The sequence below is a fragment of the Blautia sp. ZXY-1-B12 genome (assembly GCF_056339915.1).
In genome coordinates, this window is sequence record NZ_JBWJVP010000239.1 from 1 (window position 1) to 22,715 (window position 22,715).

19 protein-coding genes are annotated in these 22,715 nt (G+C 44.2%); 4 read left to right on the top strand and 15 right to left on the bottom strand.

What is annotated here, in order from left to right; genetic code table 11:
- From AC075L_RS16755 to AC075L_RS16795, 9 genes are all read right to left on the bottom strand, one after another.
- The coding region (locus AC075L_RS16755) for a S1 RNA-binding domain-containing protein (RefSeq protein WP_476387922.1) at positions 1–369 on the bottom strand (369 nt) is incomplete at its 3' end.
- Entirely contained in the window at positions 350–1,228 is an 879-nt protein-coding gene (gene ispH, locus AC075L_RS16760; protein ID WP_055059400.1) for a 4-hydroxy-3-methylbut-2-enyl diphosphate reductase, read from the bottom strand. The genes AC075L_RS16755 and ispH, both read right to left, overlap by 20 nt.
- Before the next feature lie 18 nt (positions 1,229–1,246).
- A complete protein-coding gene (cmk, locus tag AC075L_RS16765) occupies positions 1,247–1,918 on the bottom strand; it encodes a (d)CMP kinase (protein WP_055052982.1) in 672 nt (223 codons plus the stop codon).
- 185 nt (positions 1,919–2,103) lie between these two features.
- Positions 2,104–3,447 (bottom strand): BaiN/RdsA family NAD(P)/FAD-dependent oxidoreductase, encoded by a 1,344-nt coding sequence (locus AC075L_RS16770; protein WP_476387923.1) that lies wholly within the window; start codon positions 3,445–3,447, stop codon positions 2,104–2,106.
- Positions 3,448–3,663: 216 nt separating this feature from the next.
- Positions 3,664–5,076, bottom strand: coding sequence for an oxaloacetate decarboxylase subunit alpha (locus AC075L_RS16775; protein ID WP_476387924.1), 1,413 nt, complete (start codon positions 5,074–5,076; stop codon positions 3,664–3,666).
- Between the two features lie 142 nt (positions 5,077–5,218).
- Complete coding sequence (locus AC075L_RS16780; protein ID WP_008704466.1) at positions 5,219–6,367, bottom strand: sodium ion-translocating decarboxylase subunit beta; 1,149 nt, start codon at positions 6,365–6,367, stop codon at positions 5,219–5,221.
- A 16-nt stretch (positions 6,368–6,383) separates the two neighbouring features.
- Positions 6,384–6,752, bottom strand: coding sequence for a biotin/lipoyl-containing protein (locus AC075L_RS16785; RefSeq protein WP_022381146.1), 369 nt, complete (start codon positions 6,750–6,752; stop codon positions 6,384–6,386).
- Positions 6,753–6,779: 27 nt separating this feature from the next.
- Positions 6,780–7,535: an OadG family transporter subunit gene (locus tag AC075L_RS16790; RefSeq protein ID WP_055201366.1), complete on the bottom strand. Its 756-nt coding sequence runs from the start codon at positions 7,533–7,535 to the stop codon at positions 6,780–6,782.
- Positions 7,536–7,549: 14 nt separating this feature from the next.
- Positions 7,550–8,986: an acyl-CoA carboxylase subunit beta gene (locus AC075L_RS16795; RefSeq protein ID WP_008704469.1), complete on the bottom strand. Its 1,437-nt coding sequence runs from the start codon at positions 8,984–8,986 to the stop codon at positions 7,550–7,552.
- A 559-nt stretch (positions 8,987–9,545) separates the two neighbouring features.
- Here AC075L_RS16795 and AC075L_RS16800 point away from each other — a divergent pair.
- The 3 genes from AC075L_RS16800 to aroD all read left to right on the top strand — a co-directional run bounded on the left by AC075L_RS16800 (position 9,546) and on the right by aroD (position 13,491).
- Positions 9,546–11,546, top strand: a complete 2,001-nt coding sequence (locus AC075L_RS16800) for an oxidoreductase (RefSeq protein WP_476387925.1) — start codon at positions 9,546–9,548, stop codon at positions 11,544–11,546.
- 36 nt (positions 11,547–11,582) lie between these two features.
- Entirely contained in the window at positions 11,583–12,461 is an 879-nt protein-coding gene (locus tag AC075L_RS16805; RefSeq protein ID WP_062807623.1) for a shikimate dehydrogenase, read from the top strand.
- Between the two features lie 268 nt (positions 12,462–12,729).
- Entirely contained in the window at positions 12,730–13,491 is a 762-nt protein-coding gene (gene aroD / locus AC075L_RS16810) for a type I 3-dehydroquinate dehydratase (protein WP_118566284.1), read from the top strand.
- 180 nt (positions 13,492–13,671) lie between these two features.
- On the opposite strand, the gene AC075L_RS16815 is transcribed toward aroD, so the two are convergent.
- The 5 genes from AC075L_RS16815 to AC075L_RS16835 form a co-directional block, all read right to left on the bottom strand.
- Positions 13,672–15,030, bottom strand: a complete 1,359-nt coding sequence (locus tag AC075L_RS16815; protein ID WP_118566283.1) for a SulP family inorganic anion transporter — start codon at positions 15,028–15,030, stop codon at positions 13,672–13,674.
- Positions 15,031–15,309: 279 nt separating this feature from the next.
- Positions 15,310–16,509: an MFS transporter gene (locus AC075L_RS16820; RefSeq protein WP_062807620.1), complete on the bottom strand. Its 1,200-nt coding sequence runs from the start codon at positions 16,507–16,509 to the stop codon at positions 15,310–15,312.
- 20 nt (positions 16,510–16,529) lie between these two features.
- Complete coding sequence (gene aroE, locus AC075L_RS16825; protein WP_022381139.1) at positions 16,530–17,414, bottom strand: shikimate dehydrogenase; 885 nt, start codon at positions 17,412–17,414, stop codon at positions 16,530–16,532.
- A 228-nt stretch (positions 17,415–17,642) separates the two neighbouring features.
- A complete protein-coding gene (locus tag AC075L_RS16830) occupies positions 17,643–19,568 on the bottom strand; it encodes an oxidoreductase (RefSeq protein ID WP_118566282.1) in 1,926 nt (641 codons plus the stop codon).
- A 129-nt stretch (positions 19,569–19,697) separates the two neighbouring features.
- Positions 19,698–20,540: a sugar phosphate isomerase/epimerase family protein gene (locus tag AC075L_RS16835; protein ID WP_022381137.1), complete on the bottom strand. Its 843-nt coding sequence runs from the start codon at positions 20,538–20,540 to the stop codon at positions 19,698–19,700.
- A 298-nt stretch (positions 20,541–20,838) separates the two neighbouring features.
- On the opposite strand from AC075L_RS16835, the gene AC075L_RS16840 reads away from it, so the two are divergent.
- Positions 20,839–21,747 carry a LysR family transcriptional regulator gene (locus AC075L_RS16840; RefSeq protein WP_008704500.1) on the top strand — a complete coding sequence of 303 codons (909 nt, stop codon included), beginning with the start codon at positions 20,839–20,841 and terminating at the stop codon, positions 21,745–21,747.
- Between the two features lie 151 nt (positions 21,748–21,898).
- Here the strand turns inward: AC075L_RS16840 and AC075L_RS16845 are convergent, their stop codons facing one another.
- Positions 21,899–22,687 (bottom strand): shikimate kinase, encoded by a 789-nt coding sequence (locus tag AC075L_RS16845; RefSeq protein ID WP_022381135.1) that lies wholly within the window; start codon positions 22,685–22,687, stop codon positions 21,899–21,901.
- Positions 22,688–22,715: the final 28 nt, after the last annotated feature.

Genomic DNA, 22,715 nt, shown 5'->3' on the forward strand with positions numbered 1-22,715 from the left:
ACAGAGTCCGCCGTCAAGTACCTGAGTTACAGGAGCTTTTAATACTTCCTGATTCTCAAATGCTTCTTCGAGACGTTTGTTGCCTTTCTCTGCTGCCAGTCTCTTGTAAGTAAGAGTAACCTGACCTTCTCCATCGTTTACTTTGAGAACTTTTGCTTCCATTGTGTCTCCAACGTGAACAGCATCTGTGAGTACAAGGCTTGCATCGTTAGAGTATTCGTTCTTTGTGATAATACCGTCTGCTTTATAACCGATATTCAGAATAATCTCATCTTCTTTTACATCGATGACAGTACCCTGTACAATCTCTCCATTTCTGATAGTCTTTACGGAATCTTCCAGCATTTGTTCAAAACTTAATTCTGACATGTTCTTGAACCTCCTCAATAATTTTGTTTGGGGTGGAAGCCCCTGCTGTAATACCTACATAACTACTGCATTGGAACATTTCAGAATCCAAGTCTACAGGTGTTTGTATATAGTAAGTATTTCCACATTCCTTTTTACATATTTCAAACAGCTTTTGAGTATTGGAACTATGCCGGCCACCTACGACCAACATAGTGTCTACCTCTCCGGCTATGTTTTTTGCTTCTCTCTGCCGTTCTTCGGTAGCATTACAAATAGTGTTTAAAATATTGAGAATATTTAAAACATTATTATCATACCTCTTTTTGCAAAGAATTTCAACTAAATCTTTAAATTTGTTGTAATTAAATGTCGTCTGGGACACAATACTTATTTTTTTTCCTTCCGGAAGGAGGAATGCTTCGGCCTCTTCCTGGTTTTTGATCACTGTGTAAGGTCCCTGGCACCATCCGCAGATGCCCTGAACCTCTGGATGATCTTTGTCACCGATAATAATCACATGATTTCCGGCCAGGCTCTCTTTTTCCACGATGCGGTGGATCTTCAGGACGAAGGGACAGGTGACATCTACGTAAGAGATGTTTTTTTCTTTCAGTTTATCGTAAATGGATTTGCCTACACCGTGGGAACGGATGACTACTGTTCCGTTTTGCAGGGTGTCATCCGGGGAATCTAGGTCTGCTTCTGCGATAACATGGACGCCACGAGCTTCCAGATCCGCTACTACGCCTTCGTTGTGGATAATCGGGCCCAGAGTGAAAATAGGTTTCTGTTCTGTGTCTATGAGTTCGTAGACTTTGTTCACTGCACGTTTGACGCCAAAGCAGAAGCCTGCTGTTTCTGCTACTTTTACTTTCATAAAATAATCCTTCTTAAATTATTTCTGCACTTTTTCCTTATATACATTAAGAATCGCATTTACAACATCATCAATTCCCATTTCCGAGGAATCTACGAGCACTGCGTCGTCTGCCTGTTTCAGAGGGGAGATTTCGCGGTTCATGTCGCGTTCGTCGCGCTCGATGATGTCTTTTCGGATCTGGTCCAGGTCAAAGGCTTCTCCCTTCTGTTCATATTCCAGTGCTCTTCTTTTTGCTCTGGTGTCTGCGCTTGCTGTGAGGTAGATTTTTACTTCTGCGTTTGGAAGGATGGTTGTGCCGATATCTCTGCCATCCATGACTACGTCGTTTTTCTCTGCCAGAGTTCTCTGAAGTTTCAGAAGGTGGGCTCTGACTTTCGGGTTTGCGGAGCTTTTGGATGCCATGTTTCCTACCTGTTCGGTGCGGATCATAGCATTTACGTTCTCTCCGTTGAGGATGACAATCTGTTCTCCGTTTTTGTATTCGATGGAGATGTCAGCTCCGGAACATACAGCTTCGATCTCTTCCTGATTTTCTCCGTTTACGCCATGGTTCAGAAGATATAAAGCCATTGCCCTGTACATGGCTCCTGTATCTACATAGATAAATGATAATTCTTTCGCTACTTTCTTTGCGATGGTGCTCTTTCCTGCTCCTGCAGGTCCGTCGATGGCTATGTTACATCCCATTTTCGTGGTTCCTCCTGTTTCTATTATTCAAACAGATTTTCTCTGTTTTATTATTAATGTTTATTAATCAGTCAAGCGGATATTCGCAATCCGCTTCGCTACTTGCTCATAACCGAATCATAGATATAATTCGCATACACGGTACTCATCATCTGCTTGTTTCTGTTGTTTCTATAGTAAGCAGCTTACTGTATGGCCTGTGCTGCCAGATATGCGGTAGACCAGGCAATCTGTAAGTTATATCCACCTGTCACTGCATCCAGATCCAGTACCTCGCCTGCGAAGTAAAGGCCAGATATCTTCTTTACTTCCATTGTTCCGGGGTTGATCTCTTTGACAGAGACGCCGCCTCTGGTGATGATGGCTTCTTTGAACTCACCCATTCCTGTGATTGTGAAGGGGAAGGCTTTGATAAGGTCAATGAAGTGCTGGCGTTCTTCTCTGGAGATATCGTGGATTTTCTTCTCTGCGGGGATTCCACCCAGTTCCAGCATTACCGGAGTCAGAGATGACGGGAAAAGTACGCCAATCACATTCTTGAACTGTTTGTTTGGTCCTGCTTCAAATTCACGCAGGATCCTGGCATCCAGTTGTTCTCTGGTGAGTGCAGGCTTCAGATCCAGATATGCGGACAGTTCGCCGTTTGGTGCTTTTGCCAGTTTTGCACCGATGTGGGCACTGGCGGAGAGGATCATGGGACCTGTGACTCCGAAATGGGTGAACATCATCTCTCCGAAATCCTCATAGAGTACTTTCTTTCCATTCTTTATGGTAAGTCCTGTATTCTTAAGGGAAAGTCCCTGAAGCTTAGGGATATAGTCTTCTTTTGTCTTTAATGGCACAAGGGAGGGAGCAATGTCCGTGACCTTCAATCCAAGTTCTCTTGCAAAGCGGTATCCATCGCCTGTTGAGCCGGTGCTCTGATAAGAGAATCCGCCAGTTGCCACGATGACTGCATCACCTTCCATGAAGGTTCCGTCTGTAAGGATGACTCCTGTGATCTTCTCCTGCGGTATGTCAAGTGATTTTTTTCCTTTTCTGCCTTTTCCTGCATCAGATCCTGATTCTGTTAATGTAGCTTCTGATTCCAGGGTATTTGCCGAATCTGTTACAGGTTTCTTTACGATTTCCTGCACAGCAGTATGAAGATGAATCTTTGCTCCTGCTTTCTTCAGCTCACGCTCCAGAGCGCGGATGATGTCTGAAGAATGGTCAGACTGTGGGAATACTCTGTTTCCACGTTCTACCTTCAGAGGGACACCTGCTTTCTCAAAGAACTCCATTACATCCTGAGGGGTAAATGAATAGAGACTGCTGTAGAGGAACTTGGGATTGCTCATCATTGCAGGAAAGAGTTCTTCTGTGTCGCAGGCATTTGTCACATTGCATCTGCCTTTTCCTGTGATGAAGACTTTCTTTCCCAGTTTCTCGTTCTTCTCTAATATATGAACTTCATGATGGTTACGGGCTGCAAAAACCCCTGCCATCATTCCGGCGGCTCCGCCGCCGATTATTATAACTTTGCTCATGGAATATTCTCCTGTATTTATTTTACCCTGCAGATTGTCTATTTCATCATGGTTCCACGTCTCCGCTTCGCTACGATCAATATAGATATGTACCACTGGCAGCATATACTCATTGGCACATTATATTCCCGGGTATCATATTCTTTCATAATAACGCAAAGGAGCCTGCTTACGCAAGCTCCTTTTTTCGTTTGGACATATTTAATTACTGATCAATTATACAGGATATGCTCCGTTCCTTTTGTCAGCTGCTTTCTCGTCAACTTTTGTTTTCTGAGCCTGACGGTATTTGAAGAAGTCCATAGCTACCTGTGGGAACAGTGCGTATGTTAATACGTCTTCATCCTGTTCCTTGTACTGAGCCATTTCGCTCTCAAGTTTCTCAAGCTCGTTGTCAAGAAGGTCTGCAGGACGGCATGTGATCGGTTTCTCATCGCCGATGCACTTCTTCTGTACTTCCGGATTAAACGGTTTTACAGTTGCGCCGTATTTTCCTAACAGGATATCTTTTGTTTCTTTTGTAACCATTTTGTATCTCTCGCCCATAAGTACGTTGAATACAGCCTGTGTACCAACGATCTGTGAAGACGGAGTAACAAGTGGCGGTTCACCAAGGTCTTTACGTACACGAGGAACTTCCTCGAGAACATCGTAGAATTTGTCTTCTGCGTGCTGTTCTTTTAACTGAGAAGTCAGGTTGGAGAGCATACCGCCCGGTACCTGATACAGTAAAGTCTTGATGTTAACACCAAGGTTCTTCGGATTGAGCAGTCCGCTGTCAAGAGCTTCGTCACGGATCGGACGGAAGTAGTCAGCGATCTCGGAGAGAAGCTTCTGATCAAATCCTGTGTCGTATGGTGTATCTTTGAATGTCTCAACCATAACCTCTGTTGCAGGCTGGGATGTTCCCAGTGCAAATGGAGACATTGCTGTATCGATGATATCCACACCTGCTTCTACTGCTTTTAAGTAAGTCATGGAAGCTACACCTGAGGTGTAATGTGTATGAAGGTCGATCGGGATCTTAACTGTTTCTTTTAATGCTGTTACAAGCTCTGTAGCTTTGTTTGGAAGGAGAAGACCTGCCATATCTTTGATACAGATGGAATCAGCGCCCATATCTTCAATACGTTTTGCAATGTCTGTCCAGTATTCCAGTGTGTAAGCATCTCCTAATGTATAGGAAAGAGCTACCTGTGCATGAGCCTTCTCTTTGTTTGCAGCGCTTACTGCTGTCTGCAGGTTACGAAGGTCATTGAGGCAGTCAAAAATACGGATGATGTCGATTCCGTTTGCAGCAGATTTCTGTACGAAGTATTCTACAACGTCATCTGCATATGGACGGTATCCAAGGATGTTCTGTCCACGGAAAAGCATCTGAAGTTTTGTGTTTTTGAAGCCGTCACGTAATTTACGAAGTCTTTCCCATGGATCTTCGTGAAGGAAACGAAGGGATGCATCGAATGTTGCACCACCCCAGCACTCTACTGCGTGATAGCCGACTTTATCAAGTTTATCTACGATCGGAAGCATCTGTTCTGTGGTCATACGTGTTGCGATCTGGGACTGATGAGCATCACGGAGAATGGTTTCCACAATTTTAACAGGTTTTTTCTCTAATTCTGCCATTATTAAATCTCCTTTATAGTTCTGTTTAATCGGATATTCGCAATCCGCTTCGCTACTTGCTCATAACCAAATAGCTGCTCCGCAGCTTATCAGAAGGAGTTGCACTCCTCCTGATACAAGCAAGATAGCTTGCTTGATTTGGTTATACTCCGAAAATAGCCATGAATGTTCCGGCTGCTACGGCTGTACCGATAACACCGGCAACGTTCGGGCCCATTGCGTGCATCAGAAGGAAGTTTGTAGGATCTGCCTCTGCACCCACTTTCTGGGATACACGGGCTGCCATAGGTACTGCGGATACACCTGCGGAACCGATCAGCGGGTTGATCTTTCCATGAGTCAGTTTGCAGAGCAGTTTACCAAGCATACATCCGCCGAATGTACCGATTGCGAATGCAACAAGACCTAAAACTACGATCTTCAGAGTATCTGCGTTTAAGAATGCTTCTGCACTTGTGGAAGCACCTACGGATGTACCCAGAAGGATAACTACGATATACATCAGGGCATTGGAAGCTGTTTCTGTCAGCTGTTTTACAACACCGCACTCTCTGAACAGGTTACCAAGCATGAGCATACCAACCAGCGGAGCTGTTGTAGGCAGGATCAGGCAGACAACGATTGTGATAACGATCGGGAACAGGATCTTCTCCAGTTTGGAAACCGGGCGAAGCTGATCCATTTTGATCTTACGTTCTTTCTCTGTTGTGCAGAGTTTCATGATAGGCGGCTGGATGATCGGAACCAGTGACATATAGGAATATGCTGCCACTGCGATCGGTCCCATCAGTGCAGACTGTCCAAGTTTACCTGCAAGGAAAATGGAAGTCGGGCCGTCAGCACCACCAATGATGGAGATAGCTGCCGCTGCTTTTCCGTTGAATCCAAGGAAGATTGCAAGGAAGTAAGCTGCATAGATACCAAGCTGTGCTGCAGCACCCATCAGGAAGCTGATCGGGTTTGCGATCAGCGGACCGAAGTCTGTCATGGCACCTACACCCATGAAGATCAGGGATGGTAAGATACTCCACTCATCAAGGATGTAGAAATAATGAAGAAGTCCACCTACACCATTGGACATATCTTCCGGGTTTGCCATAATGTCCGGATAGATATTTACAAGCAGCATACCGAATGCGATAGGAACAAGCAGAAGCGGCTCGAATCCCTTCTTGATAGCAAGGTAAAGGAATACGCAGGCTACTGCGATCATCAGGTAATTGCCCCATGTCAGATTGAAAAATGCTGTCTGGTGAATCAGGTTGGACAATGTTTCTGTTACATAAGACATTTGACTACCTCCCGTCTTAGTTCATTGTTGCTAAAGTATCTCCGTTTTCTACAGAGGCACCTTCTGCAACATCAATGCTTGCGATAGTACCGTCCTGAGGAGCTACTACAGGGATTTCCATTTTCATGGATTCAAGAATAATTACGCTGTCTCCGGCTTTTACTGCCTGTCCAACGCTTGCTGCTACTTTGACAACTTTACCAGGTACGGAAGCAGTTACTTTTACTGCGCCGGCGCCTGCTGCAGGAGCTGCTGCTTTCGGAGCTGCTGCAGGTGCAGCCTTAGGTGCTGCTTTTGGAGCTGCTGCAGGAGCGGATACGCTTCCTGTTTCTTCAACAGTTACTTCATATGCTGTACCATTTACTGTAATTGTATAGCTTTTCATTTTAAAATCCTCCTAAATAAATGACAATTATCTTCTATTTCTTTTTACTTTACGGATGGAACGAACTACGAAGCCATCTGTTGTAGTTCCTTCTGCTGCTGCGATAGCTGCTGCGATAACAGCTACCAGCTCTCCGTCATCTGCAAGGTTCTCTTCTGCCTGTGCAGGTGCTGTCTGTGCGATGGCTGCTGCCTCTGCCTCTTTTGCAGCTTTGGCTGCTTTTGCTTCTGCTGCTTTCTTTGCTTCCGGATTCGGAATAAATCTAAACAGAGAAATCAGAAGGCTTAATAAAATCAGCATTACGAATACAGTTCCAATACCCATCAGAGTATTAAGACCTGCTCTCTGAAGAGTCTTGCCCATACCATACTGTACATCTACAGACATGGAAGTCGGTGTTCCCTGTGAGTCAAAGACATATACAAAGTTTGCTTCTGCTTTCTCAAATTTAAGAGGAACAGTAACTGTGTACTGATCATCTTTGAAAGTTACAGTAGTTTCACCATTGCTGTCCTTCTTTGCGCCAAGTTCATCCTTGGATGTCTGCCAGGACTGCATGGCACTTGTTGTAAAGTCATCTCCTGAACTCATGTAATTCTCGATTTCTTCATCTTTAAGCTGGACAATGGCATCTGTCAGTCCTTCTGCTGTAGTTACCAGTGTGGACTTAACAGTATCATCAACCTTATCTGCGGCAAATACCACAGAGGTGCTGCCGATCACCAGCGCAGCCATTACGAGAAATGTCATGAATACAGAAGTTATTTTTTTGATCATTTTCATATGCGTCACCCCGCTTAGACCGTTCCATGTTTCTTAGACGGACGATCTTCTCTCTTTGTGAACAGCATCTCAAATGCACCGATTACATATTTTCTTGTGTCAGCCGGGCTGATCACAGTGTCAACATAGCCTCTTGCTGCTGCGGAAGCAACACCATTCTGAAGCTCTCTGTACTGAGCAGCTTTTTCATTCAGTTCAGCAGCATCTGCATCTGCATACATGATCTTGGCTGCCAGGGAAGCATCCATCATACCGATCTCTGCGTTATCCCATGCATATACAAGGTCTGCACCAATAGATTTGCTGTTCATTGCCACGTAAGCTGTACCGTAAGCTTTGCCGATGATCACATTTACCTTCGGAACAGTTGCATCTGCGAATGCAGCTACCAGTTCACCTACGGATTTCGCCATCATCTTCTCGCTGCATAAGGTTGCCATGAAGCCTGTTGCGTTTGTAAGTGTAAGTACCGGAATATCAAAAGCGTCGCAGAATTTCACGAAATCTGCTGCTTTTCTTGCGCCTCTTGCAGAGATGCTTCCGTCAAATGTTTCTGTTTTCTTGCCTTCTGCGTCATATACTTCGCTTCTGTTTGCAACAGCACCTACTGTAGCGCCGTTTAAACGGATAAAGCCTGTAACCATGTCTTTTGCATAGTCTGCTTTTGTCTCGAAGAATTCACCGTTGTCAGCGATCTGGGAAAGTGCGATTGCTGTGTCACCTGCACAGTTTGCAAGATCTGCGCATACGCGGTTAAGATCATCTGTACACTCTGTGTAATTGTCTGTGTCTTCATTATTAGAAGGAAGAAGTGATACTAAGGAACGGATTTGGCCAAGAATCTCATCCTCTGTACCAACGCCATCGATCACACCTGTCTCTTTGCTCTGGAAATCAGCTGCTGCTGTGTCGCATTTGTCTGTGTTGTTTCCTTCCAGTGCGTTTGGTGTGTTGACGAACATTTTTCCTTTTTTGGATTCCATGAATGTGAAATCTGTCAGGGACGGGATAACTGCCATACCACCGCCGCATGTTCCGAAGATTGCTGTGATCTGCGGGATCACACCGGATGCCAGTGTCTGTTTCAGATAGATCTGTCCGAAAGCTTCCAGTGCGTCTGTTGCTTCCTGAAGACGGATACCTGCACAGTCAACAAGTCCGATAACCGGAGCGCCTGTTTTCATGGCAAGATCATAAAGTCTTGTGATCTTCTTTGCATGCATTTCACCAACAGTACCGTTTAATACAGATGCATCCTGGCTGTATACATAAACCAGTTTGTCATCGATCACACCATATCCGGTGATAACACCGTCAGATGGTGCCTTGTTTGCAGTCATGTTGAAATCTGTGGATCTGGCTGTTACACCCTGTCCGATTTCGACAAAACTGTTTGCGTCAAGCAAAGAAGTAATTCTTGTGCCTGCTAAGCTTTGTGTTGCATTACTCATTCTTGTTTGCCCTCCATCTTTATGAGAATATTTAAAAGTTAACCCAAAAATTTAGCCGATTTTAATTTTACCTTTTCCGGCAGAAAATTTCAACATTTATTTGTCATTTTCGTTAAAAATATAGCAGAAAAATTTGTCAGGTTTCTCCAAATTTTGTTTTTTTGAGCATTTCTTCCTATTTAATAGAGGGTATTACGGTTATTTTGTATTGTCCCGTATTTCACCCTCTCCCGCAAACCAGTGTATCGACAAGTTGATTTCTCGAACAATCCTGCGTCTGAATTTCTTATTTCTATCCTGCAAGACTGTTTCAAGAATCAACTTGTCGGCACACCAGAGCGTGTTTGAGGTAACTATACCACTCACTTGTCTGCGAATCCGACTGCACAGGTATAAAAGTCTCAGCAAAACCATAGATGTTTTTTATTATATAGCACGAATTATCAATTAGATTTATGGATTATCCCATTATATAATTAACACATCAAAGAAATTCAGGCCACAACTAAAGCACTGAACAATTATAGATCCAACAGAAAATTTCAGGAGGAAAGACGTAATGAAAAGCAATTACCAGCATATTTTCACACCACTCACAGTAAAAAATATGACTATCAAAAACCGTATCGTTATGATGCCTATGGGAACCAATTACGGGGAACAGAACGGCGAAATGAGTTTTCTTCACATTAATTATTATAAAGAGCGTGCCAAAGGCGGCACAGGTCTGATCATCGTAGAGAATGCAAGCGTAGATTCTCCGCAGGGTTCCAACGGAACTACTCAGCTTCGTATTGACCACGACAACTATCTGCCGCGTCTGTACAAATTCTGTGAAGAGATCCACAAATATGGTACCTGTATTGCGATCCAGATCAACCACGCAGGTGCTTCCGCTGTTTCCGCACGTACAAATATGCAGCCGGTTTCCGCATCTGATGTTCCGTCCAAAGAAGGCGGAGAAATCCCGCGTCCGTTATCAGTGGAAGAAATCCATCACATTGTAAAGAAATACGGCGAGGCTGCAAAGAGAGCCCAGGCTGCAGGTTTTGACGCAGTAGAAATCCATGCGGGACATTCCTATCTGATCAGCCAGTTCCTCTCTCCTCTTACAAACAAACGTACAGATGAGTTCGGCGGATCTGTGGAAAACAGAACACGTTTCTGCCGTATGGTCATTGAGGAAGTAAGAAAACAGGTCGGACCTTTCTTCCCGATCATGCTCCGTCTCAGCGCAGATGAGCTGATGGAAGGCGGCAACACTCTCGAGGATACTCTTGAATATCTGGAATATATTCAGGATGAAGTTGATATCTTCGATGTTTCCTGCGGTTTAAACGGTTCTATCCAGTATCAGATCGATGCCAACTACATGAAAGACGGATGGCGTTCCTATATGCCTAAAGCTGTCAGAGAGAAATTCGGCAAACCATGTATCTCCATGGGAAATATCCGTAACCCAAAGGTTGCCGAGCAGATCCTCGCTGACGGCGATGCAGACCTGATCGGTATGGGACGTGGTCTTATCGCAGAACCTGCATGGGTAAACAAAGTAGCTACAGGCAGAGAATGTGACCTTCGCAAATGTATCTCCTGTAACATCGGATGTGCAGGAAACAGAATCGGCTTTAACCGTCCGATCCGCTGTACTGTAAACCCGGCTGTTCTGGAAGGTGATGTTTATAAGAATCAGAAAGTGAACAAAAACTGTAACGTTGTAGTAATCGGAGGCGGTACTGCCGGACTGGAAGCTGCCTGTACAGCCGCAGAAGTAGGCTGTAATACCTTCCTTCTGGAAAAAGGTGAGACTCTTGGCGGTCTTGCTTCTGTGATCTCTAAGATTCCTGCAAAGAAGCGTCTGGCTGATTTCCCGAACTATCTGATTCATAGAGCAGAGCAGCTTGAGAATCTTTATATCTTCACAAACACAGAAGGAACACCGGAAAATATCCGCAAGTTCCATCCGAACCTGATCGTAAGCTCCACAGGTTCCGCACCACTGCTTCCTCCGATCAGGGGACTTCACGACCGCATTGACAAAGAAGGCAGCAAGGTTGCTTCTATCCTGGGAATGATTAATCACATCAATGACTATCCGGAAGATATGACAGGCAAGAAGGTTGTTGTTGTGGGCGGCGGTGCTGTTGGTCTTGATGTTGTGGAATTCTTTGCAGCAAGAAATGCTGAGATTTCTATTGTGGAGATGATGGATCAGATTGGACGTGACCTGGATCCTGTTACAAAGAATGACATGAAGAACCAGATGAAGAAACATCATGTGGCCCAGCTTACAAAGACAGCTCTTCAGGAAGTAAAAGACAGCTCTTTCCTTGTAAAAGATGCAGAAGGTGAACGTGAACTTCCATTTGACTACGGATTCGTATGTCTTGGTATGAGAGCTCAGGGACAGCTTTTCGCAGAGCTTTCCGATGCTTTTGTTTCTGATGATGTTGAAATCCTGAACATCGGAGACAGCAAACGTGCAAGAAGAATCATCGACGGAACTCTGGAAGGAAGAAATATCCTTAATACACTGACTCAGATGGGATACCTTCAATAAAAACCTTTACAACAAAATACGAAAGGGGATATTATAATGGCTGAAAGAATTACCGGACATACTGAATTAATCGGTCTGATGGCTTACCCGATCCGTCACTCCAGCTCTCCTGCAATGCAGAATGAGGCTTTTGCAAAACTCGGGTATGACTACGCTTACCTTGCTTTCGAGGTTGGCGCAGATGAGATTGAAGATGCAGTAAAAGCAATCCGTACTCTGAAAATGAGAGGATCCAATGTTTCCATGCCAAACAAAACTCTGGTTGGAAAATACCTGGATGAGCTTTCTCCTGCTGCAGAATTATGCGGTGCAGTTAACACGATCGTAAATGACAACGGTCATCTTACAGGTCATATCACTGACGGTATTGGGTTTATGTCTGCCCTGAAAGATAATGATATTGATGTGATCGGAAAGAAAATGACTATCGTCGGTGCAGGCGGTGCTGCCACTGCCATCGAGATCCAGGCTGCTTTGGACGGCGTTGCCGAGATCACAATCTTTAACCGCAAGGATGAATTCTGGGATCGTGCAGTATCCACAGTAGAGAAGATCAACACAAAGACATCCTGCCATGCAGTTCTTTATGATCTGGCAGATCTTGATAAACTGAAAGCTGAGATGGATGACAGTTTTATCTTTGTCAATGCTACAGGTGTGGGAATGAAACCACTGGAAGAACAGTCCGTTGTTCCGGACAAATCTTACTTCCGTCCTGAGCTGATCGTTATTGATGTTCCTTACTCTCCGCTGGAAACAAAGATGCGTTCCATGGCCAAGGAAGTTGGATGTAAGACTATGAATGGTCTGGGAATGATGTTATTCCAGGGTTCCGCTGCATTTGAGTTATGGACAGGCGAACCAATGCCTATCGAACATATGAAAGAGATTCTTCACATCTCCTATGATGACTGATACCTGATGGTATCTTCAGTAAAGATATCTCATATTGTGATGCAGAACAAATCATTTCACTGATCTTTCTGCACATAATATTTGATATATACCGCTTTTCGGCGTACTGCAGGAGATGTACTGATATATTACTCCGCGCAGAATGTACATATCCTGCAGTTTGCTTCAAAAAGCTGTTGATCATGCGGTTATGTTACGGTTATTCTTATAACAGTTCCATAATAATCCGGAACTACTATAATACAACAGAAAATATGAGGATAAACAGATGAACACAGTTCAGGTAAAAAACACTGTGATCGGCGAGGGCAGACCTAAGATCTGCGTTCCCATCGTAGGAAAAACAAAAACAGACATTCTCGAAGAAGCCAAAAAGATCACTACTCTTCCTGTTGATGTAGTTGAGTGGCGTGTAGACTGGTTTGATGATGTCTTTGCTACTGAGAAAGTATTAGAAACCGCTAAAGAGCTTCAGGAAGTTTTAAAAGACATTCCTGTTCTCCTTACATTCCGTACTTCCAAAGAAGGCGGTGAGAAAGAAATTTCTGTAAATGACTATGCTACTTTAAATATTGCAGCTGCTCAGAGCGGTTATGTAGATTTAATTGATGTAGAGGCATTTACAGGTGATGAAGTTGTTAAGACAATCATCAATGCTGCTCACGAGGCAGGTGTAAAGGTAATTGCTTCCAACCATGATTTCTTTAAGACTCCGGAGAAGGAGGAGATTATCAGACGTCTTCGTATGATGCAGGATTTCGGTGCTGATATTCCGAAAATGGCTGTTATGCCGACCTGCAAACAGGATGTTCTTACACTCCTCTCTGCTACTCTGGAAATGTCTGAGAAATATGCAGACCGCCCGATCATTACCATGTCCATGGCAGGAACAGGCGTTGTAAGCCGTCTGACAGGTGAGACATTCGGCTCCGCTCTCACTTTCGGTGCTGCTTCCAAAGCTTCTGCTCCGGGACAGGTCGGCGTGCATGAATTAAAACAGGTGCTGGATATCATTCACAGCAGTCTGTGATCTGTTGATGAATGATGTGATATCAGATGTTATTCTTGCCTATAGCTGATATCACTCATATTCGTCAACAGATTGTTACAAAATTTGAATTTAATAATTATGACTCCTTAAAATAATAATTGATGAAAACCAAGAAGAACAGCCCCGAATCCCGGCTGTTCTTCTTGGTTTTCGTTTATATTATTTTTTCTCAAAGGGATTCCAGTTGGACAGGAAGATATTCAGTCCGAAGCCAACTGCCAGTGCCCATGCAGATGCCCATGCGGTTCCCTGGGTTGCGAGGACTGCTGCCATTACGCCTGCGATCATCTTGTCTCTGTCGCTCTTGCAGTAATCCATACCAATTCTCGCACATACAAATGCCTGGAACATCAGAGTAATGGAAGAGCCTACTCCGAAGATGGGACGGAAGAAACTTACTACAGGAATGATCAGCACACTTAAGAATGTGGCCAGTCTGAAAGAAGCCATCCCTCCGAGAAGGGACTTCATAGCTTTCTTTCCTTCTTTGTAACGCATGGATACGGATACAGTCATTCCAACCCATAACGGACCGGAAAGAGGAGGAAATGGTGCGATGATGGACAGGATTAGGTTTCTCAGACCGCTGACCAGATTGGAACGGCTGGAATTGAAATCAATATACTCATCATCTCTTGCCTGACGTGCCTCTGATACAAGGGTCTCTGTAGTGACAAAATCACCAAATGCAATAACATAGCACACCAGCGCCAGCGGCAATGCTTTGATAAACATAGATGCAGGAGGAATCCCTACGCCGAAAATACTCACCTGATCAATGATATCTTTGAACTGAGGAATCTTGATAAAGGTACCAATCTCCAGTCCCGGGGCATCCAGTTCGCCAACCAGAAGTCCTACTACCATTGCGATAAGATAGGGGAAAAGATTTCCGTATCTCGCAACAAGATCAAGAAACTTATTTGTTTTTCTCTTCTCCTGATATTTGTCAGAGAAGCTGATCAGGATCAGGAGACCTACACCTGCAACAATAGCCAGAGGATATTTGTGCATATTTCCATTCTCACCCAGCTGTCCTGCCATAACTGTAACAGGTGCTGCAAGAAGGATTCCGCCTTTGACAGAATTGGGAACTGCATGAACAAATTTATCCGCCAGTCTGGTCACACCCATAAAGATAAATACCAGACCTACCAGCATCTGCAGTGCGATCATTGCCTGGATCCTCTCCTCTCCCATAGGGAAGCCTTCCAGAAATACAATGGTCAGCGGCAGTGTGGGTGTGATCCACCCCGGTACTACCGAATCGCCGAGCAGGCTGTGAAGCAGATAAAGGAAGGTTTCAATAATTACACAGCTCCACGCCAGCTCATAAGGAAGCCCCAGATACTGCTCCAGATACGGAACAGCCGCCAGCGCAGTAACGCCCAGGATCAGACCCTGAATGAACTCAACAGATTCTATCTTGTAATGTATAAATGGAAGTCTTATCTGAAATGGTCCAAAGGGGATGTAGGGCAGTTCATTTTCTCTTCTTTGTGTTCTTGTATGTGCCATACAATTTCTCCTTTTCAGTAAATTGTTAGATTACTTCTATATTTCAGCTTGTATATTCTATCTTTTTTGTTAATTTTTAAACAATCCAGATTTTAATAAAATCCAATCCGACCGGAAAAAATTTGAAGCTTGTAACGTCCAAACGTATCTTCAGTTAGATTGGATTTTAATAATTTTTTATTTCAAGGCATAGCGGTAGCTACGACACCCGACAACAACGCAAAAATAAAAAATTTAGATGCGAGATTATTCAGGAAATCAACTTGTTGGCACACTGCCTTACTGATTTCTGTTCTTCTTTACAAAGAGGGCGAGCAGGAGACCGACGATGGTCACTGCCATGTTCAGAAGAAGGATCATTCTCGGAGCACTGCTTCCGCCAACTTTGGTAATGTACCCTGCAAGGCTTAAGATTGTGTAGTTCGCGATGCTGGATGCGATCATTACCAGTGATGTTGCTGTTCCCTTATTCTCAGGGAAGAACTCTGCTGTTGTGGAAACTGCCAGCTGGAGAACACCGCCTGCACCTGCATATCCGATCACAAAACCACCTACCAGACAAATAAACGGAGCCTGGATAAAGTAGCAGAGAGCCAGCATAATTGTAGAGATTAACGGATAGAGGATCAGGACATTAATCTCTTTCAGACCTTTTTTGATAAATGCTGCTGTTGCAAGGATGGCAGTTGCAGTTCCCAGGGCATACAGGGACTGGATCTTTGAAGGGTCTGCCATACCGTAGGAACGGGCAAGCTCCTGATTACAGTTCAGCCATAACATAAAGGTTGAGGAGCTGGTGAATCCGATCAGAATTGCAGCAATCGCTGCAGGGGAAATCTTGTGTCCGGATTTCTTCTTATCAGCTTTAGCCTGTACTGCCTTCTCTCTCGCCGGAAAGGGGAGGATCAGGATCAGGATTCCGTCAATGAGGATTGCAATACCTGCTACGATAAAGATTGTCTTATATGACATATTTGCAGATGCTACGATTCCGATCAGGAATGGAAGCAGGAACTGGCTCAGGCAGATGGAAAATTTTGTAAACAGGTTGGCTACTGACGGGTTGTTTACATAGATTTCCATACAGGTGGGGCTTACGCAGGTATCGAGGAAAGAGTTTGCAATTCCGCCGATCACTGCAAATGCATATCCCATTGCCATGGATGTGGAATTAGCCATTCCAAAGAAGTATGCTACATAACAGAGCACACCGATAATTCCGCTCAGTTTTCTTCCGTATTTGTCAGACAGAGGACCGGAGAAAGGAAGAGAAATCAGACGCCCCAGTCCAAGTGCTGCAATTACAGATACTACCATACTTACATCCAGTGTGCCATCGGCCAGGGGCTTCGCACCCCAGGCAGCTGCAAACTCCGGTTTGTACTGCCCCAGGATAGAAGCACCGATTCCATGGATGAAATAAGTGAAATATGCTGCAAGGGAGGTGAAAATGAGCATTTTGTTTGTTTTCTGTTTCATTTTGGTCTCCTAGGTTATTATTACTTGTTTTCGTTTTCTTCCTGGAATTTCTGGTATTCAGCTGTTGGCATTTCCAGTCCTGTGTAGAGTTTGTAAGCTGCAGCTCCCTGCCATAACAGCATTCCTTTTCCGCCGATTGCAAGCTTGCAGCCTGCTTCTTTGGCTTCTTTTACCATTCTTGTTTCAGCAGGATTGTAAACAACGTCTGCTACTACAAGGTCAGGGCGGAACATGGATTTATCTTTGATCAGAGTAAGCTCTTCGTGAGGTTTCATTCCTGCAAGTGTTGCGTTTACGAGGATGTCTGCGTTTGCAACCTCTTCTTTCAGTTTTGCCTCATCTGCCAGATCAAATACAGAAACTTTACAATCCGGTGTTTCTTTGCTCAGTTTCTCTGCTGTGGACTCTGCACGTGCAAAGAATGGGTCTTTCGGATTAAAGATAGAAATGGATTCTGCACCGTCTAATGCACACTGTACCTGGATTGCTGTTGCAGCACCGCCTGCACCGAGAACTACCATTTTTTTGCCTTTCACATCAACGCCATGTTCTTTTAAGTTGCGGACGAATCCGATACCGTCTGTGATATGTCCTACTAATTTGCCGTCTTCATTAACGATTGTGTTAACTGCACCGATGATTCTTGCTGCAGGTGAAAGCTCATCCATGTGTTTTGCAACTTCGTTCTTGCATGGCATAGTTACGTTTGCGCCTCTCATTTTGAAAAGACGGATTGCATCCAGAGCAGCCGGAACCTGGTCTTCCTTGATGTCAAATGCCATGTAAGCATAGTCAAGGTTATGATGACGGAAGCTGAAGTTATACATTGCCGGTGATCCTGAGTGTCCTACCGGGCTTCCGATAAGTGCCATTAATCCTGTTGTTCCTTTAATTCTCTGTTCCATTTCCTTTTTGCCTCCTGAATTTTTTTGTAAAATCATTTTCAAGCTGCTGTCCGCTGATAATATCATACAGCGTCTCTTAACTGCAACTATAAAACGAATAAATTATAAGATTCGAAATTCGCTGATTTACTGCGTAAATCGCTGCTTTCTCATGTTTGGCGGGTCCCAGGTTCAAAAATCTTATCGTGCAAGCACGAACGACTTTTTGAACTTTTGACCCTGATATCATCATAATGTGGAAGCTACCTCATACGCTTCTTTCGTAGCATCAAGTGCTCTTCTTGCGCGGGTGGCATCGCCGATCACATAGGTATCCGGTACGATAGCTTTGATCTCTTCGCCGAATGGGTTGTAGTTTCTGAATCCCATGGAAAGGATGACAGAATCATATCCTCTGGATTCATGTCTCTGTCCGTCTGCTGTCTCGTACTCTACGCCGTCCTCATAGAATTTGCATACCTTTGCACCTGTGATCTCTTTGATCTTGTAATCTTCGAAATCTTTCATCAGGTAAACTCTGTGCTCGTGGATCACGTCGGCACCTACAGTGTCTCTGAACTCAATGACTGTTACATCATGGTTCTGCTCACCGAGGAATGCTGCTGTCTCGCATCCCACCATTCCGCCGCCTACAACCAGTACTTTCTTTCCTGCTGCTCTCTTGCCGTCAAGGAGATCAGAGCCATGGATAATTGCAGGATTGTCGATACCTTCGATTGGAAGGATCAGTGTTCTGGAACCGGAAGCAACAATTACGCTGTCTGGTTTCTCTTCCCTGATAAGATGCAGAGTTACTTCCTGATTCATTTTGATTGTTACGCCTGCTTTCTGGCAGCGTACGATATAGCTGCGGATCATGTTTGTGATGTCGCCTTTTCCTGGAGGATAAGCAGCAAGACGCATGTTTCCGCCAAGTTTATCACTTGCTTCATAAAGTGTTACCTGATGACCTTTTTCCTGTGCGATAAATGCAGCGCAAAGACCTGCAACACCGCCGCCGATTACCATTACTTTTTTCACTTTTTCTGCAGGAGCAATGCCCTCAGCTTCATGTCCAAGGAATGGGTTTACAAGACAGCATACAGGGTTTCCTGCATACATGTTTGCCACGCAGCCCTGAAGACATGCGATACATGGAATCATATCCTCCAGTCTTTCTTCCTGCGCTTTTAATGGCATATAAGGATCTGCAAGGCTCTGACGTCCGAATGCAACCAGGTCACAGCGTCCTTCTTTTACCATTAATTCCGCAAACTGCGGTTCTGTATAACGTCCTACTGTGATCACCGGGATAGATACGGCACGTTTGATCTCTTCTACCTGAGAAGCGGAGAAACCGCCGTGTGTAACTGTCGGTGCCCACATAAATTCATCGCGGATGTGAACAGCTCTGGATACATGGATGGCATCCAGTCCGCATCCTTCCAGATATGCAGCGATCGCAGCACTGTCATGCACATCAAGACCGCCCGGTACTTCATCACAGCTGTTGATTCTTGCAAGAACTGCAATCTTTCCTTCTGTCATCTTCTTTACTTCTTCGATGATCAGACGGGAGAAACGCATTCTGTTCTCAAAGGAACCACCAAATTCGTCCAGTCTCTTGTTTGTTCTCGGAGAAAGGAAGGTGCTTACCAGATAGCCGTGTGCCATATGGATCTCAACTGCATCTACGCCTGCTTCCATAGCTCTCTTTGCTGCGAGGCCATAGCCTTTTACCAGTTCATAAACTTCTTCAGTCGTAACTTCCTTTGGTGTGTCTCTTCCGCAGTCTGAGGGAATGCTTGTAGCTGCCTCAATGGGTGCACCTGCATTCTTTGCATTTCCTTCAGGACCTGCATTCTGAAGCTGTACGGAAACCTTTGCTCCCTCTGCATGACAGGCATCTACTACCTTGTGGAAGCTTTCGATTGTGGAGTCATCATAAAGACATGGTTTGCGAGGACCGCCCTTTGCGCCTTTATGTACTACTGTTGCTTCGATTGTGATCAGACCGAAGCCGCCTTTTGCTCTTTCACGATAATAAGCTGCGGACTGTTCACTCATGCTTCCGTCTGTGTTTGCAAAGTTGTTTCCCATTGGCGGAACTACGAAGCGGTTCTTTACTGTCATTGGACCGATGTTGATCGGCTGAAACATTGCATTGAATTTCATGTAACCTTCTCCTTTTTCTCTGGATTTTATTTATATTTTCAGTATTTTTTATCTCATCAAAAATCTGGATCAGGCAGGCGCGGAGGTTTCTGCCTGATCCTTTGATCTGTCGGTTTATCCGTCAGATACTTACTGAAGAACCTCCGGCCATGCTTCCTCAAGCACTTTCTTTGTGTTCTCATATGTATGGTTTGCAGCATATTCAAGTCCTTTTGCAAGGATTGCATCGCTGATGACTTCTACACCGATTGCGTTTGGTTTGATTCCTTTTTCTTTTACCATCTTAACGAACGCTGCTGTACATCCGATTCCTGTTCCGGGAGCAAGACGGTCATGCATGGATTCGTCTCTTAAGATTGTTGTTGCATATGGTCTTTCCCATACATCGTTAATCTGGATGGATACGATCTTGTCTGCCGGGATGTCTTCGATCACAGAAAGGTCAACCGGCTGATTTGCTCTTACCCAGTGCCAAGTATCCATGATCAGTTTTGCATTTTCGCAGTCAGCTGCCTTTACAACTGCCCAGCCTTTTTTCATATCCGGGATTCCGCTGTATGGCATTGGCTCAACACCGATGATGTATTTTCCTGCTCTCTGGCATAATTCTCTTAATTTCTGAGCAGTATATTCTACGGAGTAGTTTTCCATCAGACCGCAGTTGATCTGTTTTACGTCAAATAATTCACACATATGGAAGCAGAGCTGTTCTTTGTATTTCTGTTCGTAAGATCTGTGTTCTTCTGCCCACTGTACGATGTACTCAACCTCTGTTACTTTCATACCATGTTTGTCCAGAATAGCAAGAATGTCTTTGTCAAAAAGTCCCTCATTCAACGCATCTACATAAGTTTCTGCACGAAGGCCGATTCCTTCGTATCCTGCGTTCTTTGCAGCGATCACTCTGTCTTCAAATTTGCACTGATCTCCCAGTGTCCAGGAACTGATAGTAATTGGAAATTCTTTTGACATCTTTTTGTCCTCCTGATAAAATCGCATAATTTTTCTATTTATTTTGATAATATTTTGTATCTTTTTGATATAAGCATTATATATCTTTGTTAAATATAAAACAAATTAGTTCTATCCTTTAAATTCATAGATTTTTTCAATACATCATGATATAATCTACGTATATGACAAATACAGCGCGGATTATTTGTGCAAGAGTGACTATAATTATAGTTTTCCGAAGCATTAAAGGACTATGAAAGCCTGCACATAAAATATAGTCACTTATAAAATACTTATCAGAGAAAGGAGTTTTTCTATGAACCTGTATCATCTGCGGTACTTTTCTACGCTGGCTCATATTGAACATTACACAAAAGCCGCTGATATTCTGGCGATCACCCAGCCTTCGCTGAGTTATGCGATCTCCACTCTCGAGGAAGAACTGGGCGTAAAACTGTTTGAAAAAAATGGAAGGAATGTTACTCTTACCAAGTATGGAAAAGTTTTCCTGAATGACGTGGAAGAGGTACTGAACCGTCTGGACTCTTCTGTGAACAGTCTGAAGCTGGCAGGTAAAGGGGAAGGCTGCATTGATGTGGTATTCCTGCGTACACTTGGAATTGATTTTCTTCCTAAGATCATGCGGGGATTTCTGGAGGAAAATCCTACTAAAAAGATAGATTTTAATCTGTATTGTGATAAAGTTTTAACATCTGATATTCTGAACGGATTAAAGGAGAAGAAATATGATCTGGGGTTCTGTTCCAAACTTGATAATGAGCCGCTGATCGAGTTTATTCCGGTTGCCAGACAGGAGCTGGTTGTGATCGTACCTCTGGATCATCCGCTGGCAGTAAAGGATGAAGTACGGCTGGAGGATACCATTCCTTATAAACAGATTATATTTAAGAAGAGAAGTGGTCTGAGACAGATCATTGACGGACTATTTGAATGTATCGGGCAGACACCGGATGTGGCTTATGAGATTGACGAGGATCAGGTTGCTGCAGGCTTTGTCTCCAACGGCTTTGGAATCTGCGTAGCTCCCAATATTCCAATCCTGCAGTCTCTGAATGTAAAGATCCTTCCCTTAGTTTCTCCAAGCTGGCAGAGAAACTTCTATATGGCGATGCTGAAGAACGTATACCATCCACCGGTTGTGGAAGCATTTAAGAAATATGTGATTGAACAGGCACAGAAGGAATGGGATTATAAGACCAGCTGATCTGACACAATAAAATATCAGAATACAAAAAGATATGGGACTGTCCCGTCAGTCGAGACACCCCATATCTTTTTATAATAACCGATACATTCAATATTATGACTTGATATCCGGCACTTCTGATATCATAAACCAGATCTGTCTTGTTATATTATTTTTCTTCATCCATGGTGCGGAGTCTGTGTACAAGCTCTTCGCAGATCTCCAGTTCGTTCTTGCCGTCTGTTTCGATGATGATATCAGCCGCTGCCTCGTATTTAGCGCGGCGTTTCTCCATCAGGTCTGCGATAAATGGAACAGTCTTATTGTTCTCGATCAGCGGACGGTCATGGTTATTTTTGACGCGGTCAAGGATTGTCTCCGGTTTTGCTGTGAGGAGAACAACACGGCCATTCTTCTTCATCTCTACTACATTGCACTCTCTCATTGGAGTACCACCGCCGCAGGAGATCACAACATTGCTGCGTGACTGCATTTCGATAAGCAGGTTTGTCTCAAGGTCACGGAAATACTGCTCACCGTATGTCTCGAAGATATCGGAAATACTCATTCCCTGTCTCTGGGCAATGATCTGATCCATCTCTACCACATCCATGGCAAATACATTCTTAAGGAAATCAGAAATTGTGGACTTTCCCGCGCCCATGAAACCGATCAGCACGATGTTGTAGTTAAAGAGTTTTCTTGCCTGGATCCGTTTACTGTTTGTGCGGATACATTCAAATACATCGGAAACCTCGTCCTTATGGCGTCTGCCTTCCATTCTCTTCTCCAGCCATTCTTTCTGCTTCGCTTCCTGCTCAGGCTGTAAAATCTGGAGTCCGTTGGCCTCTTTATATGCCATAATGTCCTCCACGATCCTGTTACGCATGATAAGTGCATCCAGAATGATCTCATCACACTGGCCAAGACTCTCTCTGAGTATTTCTAACTGATTCATATCTCTTTCCTCTGTCTTTCCTATGTCA